Origin of the sequence: Azoarcus sp. TTM-91, assembly GCF_012911025.1 — a bacterium.
Taxonomy (GTDB): Bacteria; Pseudomonadota; Gammaproteobacteria; order Burkholderiales; family Rhodocyclaceae; genus Azoarcus.
Genome location: NZ_WUEI01000207.1, coordinates 1 through 3577, shown reverse-complemented (window position 1 = coordinate 3577; position 3577 = coordinate 1). Strand labels below are relative to the sequence as shown.

General features: G+C 69.1%; 3 protein-coding genes. All 3 read left to right on the top strand.

Annotation, left to right across the window (positions count from 1 at the left end; genetic code table 11):
• Positions 1–247 precede the first annotated feature (247 nt).
• The gene (locus tag GRF61_RS23555; protein WP_169153050.1) at positions 248–2149 is read left to right on the top strand and encodes a methanol/ethanol family PQQ-dependent dehydrogenase; all 1902 of its coding nucleotides are present in this window, start codon (positions 248–250) and stop codon (positions 2147–2149) included.
• Positions 2150–2261: 112 nt separating this feature from the next.
• On the top strand, positions 2262–2867 hold the full coding sequence (locus tag GRF61_RS23550; RefSeq protein ID WP_169153049.1) for a pentapeptide repeat-containing protein: 606 nt from the start codon (positions 2262–2264) through the stop codon (positions 2865–2867).
• Positions 2868–2880: 13 nt separating this feature from the next.
• Positions 2881–3414, top strand: a complete 534-nt coding sequence (gene pedF, locus GRF61_RS23545) for a cytochrome c-550 PedF (RefSeq protein WP_169153048.1) — start codon at positions 2881–2883, stop codon at positions 3412–3414.
• The last annotated feature ends 163 nt before the right edge of the window (positions 3415–3577 follow it).

Here is a 3577-nt window from a genome sequence, read left to right as displayed (position 1 = left end):
TCCTTCCCCCGATCCCTACCCCCCTGAAACACTGCTCCATTGCGCCACACCCGCTGTTCCGTTTCGTGACACCCGGCGCACACCCCGGCGGGATATGCAGGGCGAAAGCCGCCGTCACCCCTGCACGCCGTCCGACTGGCACGCGCTTTGCAGAAAGGAAGCCCGGGCAGCCCGCCGCACAGGGCGCCGAAACCGCCCCGGCTGCGGCATGGCGGACAAATAAAACCATGATGGAGACAAGTCACAGATGAACTCGCGCCAATTCCTGCGTCCGACGCTGAAGACCCTCGCCGTGCTCACCGCGGCCAGCCTCACCGTCGGCGCCGCTTCCGCCGCCACCACTGCGGGTGGCACCATCAGCAACGTCACCTGGGAAGACATCCTCAACGACGACAAGACGCCGGGCGATGTTCTCAGCTACGGCCTGGGCGTGAAGGCCCAGCGCTACAGCCCGCTCAAGCAGATCAATGCCCAGACGGTGTCGCAGCTGGTGCCGGCCTGGTCCTTCTCCTTCGGCGGCGAGAAGCAGCGCGGCCAGGAGGCCCAGGCGCTGGTGCGCGATGGCGTGATCTACGTTTCCGCCTCCTACTCCCGCTTCTTCGCCATCGACGCCCGCACCGGCAAGCGCCTGTGGGCCTACGAGCACCGCCTGCCGGACGACATCCGCCCCTGCTGCGACGTGGTGAACCGCGGCGCCGCCATCTATGGCGACAAGATCTACTTCGGCACCCTGGACGCCGCCGTGGTGGCGCTGGACCGCAAGACCGGCAAGGTGGTGTGGCGCGAGAAGTTCGGCGACCACAAGGTCGGCTACACCATGACCGGCGCGCCCACCATCGTGAAGGACCAGAAGACCGGCAAGGTCCTGCTGGTGCATGGCTCCTCCGGCGACGAATTCGGCGTGGTCGGCTGGCTGTTCGCCCGCGACCCGGACACCGGCAAGGAAGTGTGGGCGCGGCCGCTGGTCGAAGGCCACATGGGCCGCCTGGACGGCAAGGACAGCACCACCACCGGCGACGCCAAGGCGCCGTCGTGGCCGGACGATCCCAACTCGCCCACCGGCAAGGTCGAGGCCTGGAGCCATGGCGGCGGGGCGCCGTGGCAGAGCGCCTCCTTCGACGTCGACAACAACACCATCGTCATCGGCGCCGGCAACCCGGCACCGTGGAACACCTGGAAGCGCACCGCCAAGGGCGACGATCCGCGCAACTGGGACAGCCTGTTCACCTCCGGCCAAGCCTATGTGGATGCCAGCACCGGCGAGCTGAAGGGCTTCTACCAGCACACCCCGAACGACGCCTGGGACTTCTCCGGCAACAACTCGGTGATCCTGTTCGAGTACAAGGACCCGCGCACCGGCAAGCAGGTGAAGGCCTCCGCCCACGCCGACCGCAACGGCTTCTTCTTCGTCACCGACCGCGAGAAGCTGGCCAAGGGCGCCGGCTACCCGAACAAGCCGACCTCGCTGATCGGCGCCTGGCCCTTCGTGGATGGCATCACCTGGGCGAAGGGCTTCGACATCGAGACCGGCAAGCCGATCGAGAACGACAACCGTCCGCCCGAGCCGAAGGAAGGCGAGGACAAGGGCGCCTCCATCTTCGTCTCGCCGCCCTTCCTCGGCGGCACCAACTGGCACCCGATGTCCTACAGCCCGGATACCGGCCTGTTCTACATCCCGGCCAACCACTGGGCGATGGACTACTGGACCGAGCACCTGACCTACAAGCCGGGCTCCGCCTACCTCGGCCAGGGCTTCCGCATCAAGCGCCTGTTCGACGACCACGTCGGCATCCTGCGCGCCATCGATCCCAAGACCGGCAAGATCGCCTGGGAGCACAAGGAGCAGTTCCCGCTGTGGGCCGGCACCCTCACCACCGCCGGCGGCCTGGTGTTCACCGGCACCTCCGACGGCTACGTGAAGGCCTTCGACGCCAAGAACGGCAAGGAGCTGTGGAGCTTCCAGACCGGCTCCGGCGTGGTCTCGGTGCCCATCACCTGGGAAATGGACGGCGAGCAGTACGTCGGCATCCAGTCCGGCTACGGCGGCGCGGTGCCGCTGTGGGGCGGCGACATGGCCGAGCTGACCAAGCAGGTCACCCAGGGCGGCTCCATGTGGGTGTTCAAGCTGCCCAAGGTCGCCCGCCGCTGATCCGCGCCCCGCGGGCGGTTCGCGCCGGCCGCGGCAGCTCAGCCCGGCCGCGCCGCGGGGGCCTAGCGCCCTCGCGCCGCGGCGCCGTCCGTAAACACCGGAGCGCCCCGCCATGCCTAGCTTCCCACCCCGCGGCCTCAGCGCCGCGGCTCCCGCCGCCCTCGCGCTGAGCCTGCTCGGCGCCACCAGCGCAGCTCATGCCGAACCGCCCATGGTGGAACCGCTGGTCATCAACGGCTGCGGCATCTGGCCGCACGCCCGCTGCCCCGGCGTCGACCTGCGCCATGCCGACCTCGTCGGCAAGAATCTCGCCGGCGCCGATCTGCGCGGCGCCAACCTGTCCCGCGCCGACCTGCGCGGCGCCAACCTGGCCGGCACCAACCTGGATGGCGCCAACCTCACCGGCGCGCGGATGAACAAGGTCAACGCCCCGGCCGCCACCTTCCGCAACGCCCGCCTGGTGGGCGCCGACCTGGAGTTCGCCCGCATCATGCGCGCCGATTTCACCGGTGCCGACCTCACCGGCGCCACGCTGGAAGCGGCCCGCGCCCAGTTCGCCTGGTTCGTCGGCGCCAAGCTGATCTCCGCCAACCTGCAGGAGACCAAGTTCGTCACCGTGAACTTCAAGGATGCCGTCATGGAAGGCAACCTGATCCGCTACACCATCTTCCCCGACAGCTTCTTCGAAGGCTGCCAGGGCTGCCCGACCGACTGGTGAGGAGCCCGCATCCATGTCCCCGACCCTGAACGCCCGCCGCACACCGGCCACCCTCTCCGCCGCTGACGGCCCGCGCCGCCTGCTGCTTCACCTCGCCGCCTTGCTGCTGCAGATCGCCCTGCTGGCCGGCTTCGTTTCCCCGGCCCGCGCCGAAGTAGCGATTCCGCCGGTGGTGGACATCTCGCCGCTGCCGCCGCTGGGCGAAACCTGGCTGGCCGCCAACCCCTACCGCGGCAACCCGCAGGCGGTGGAGATCGGCCGCTCCGCCTACAACCAGTCCTGTGCCCGTTGCCACGGCGTGGACGCCGACCACCAAGGCAACGCCGCCGACCTGCGGCGAGTGGACGCCTACTGCCGCCGCATCGCCGACACCGGCCTGCGCGCCGCCTGCATGCTGGACAACGACGCCTTCTTCAAAGAATCGGTGCTGCACGGCAAGGTCCGCGTCGGCGTGGTGCACATGCCGCCGTGGGAGGGCCTGCTGTCGCAGGAAGTCGTGTGGGCGATCCAGACTTTCGTCGAGTCGCGCGCCGGCTCGGTGAAGTAAGGGCGCAGGACGAGGCAGAACAGCGACTGAAGCCGGCCGTGCCCCGGAAAACGAGGCGCGGCCGGCCATACACGCAGGAGGCAGCGGCAACGCTCCGCGCCCCGCAAGGAGGAGACATGAGGCACACGCCAGCGCGGTCCAGGGCCTGTCTCTTATACACATC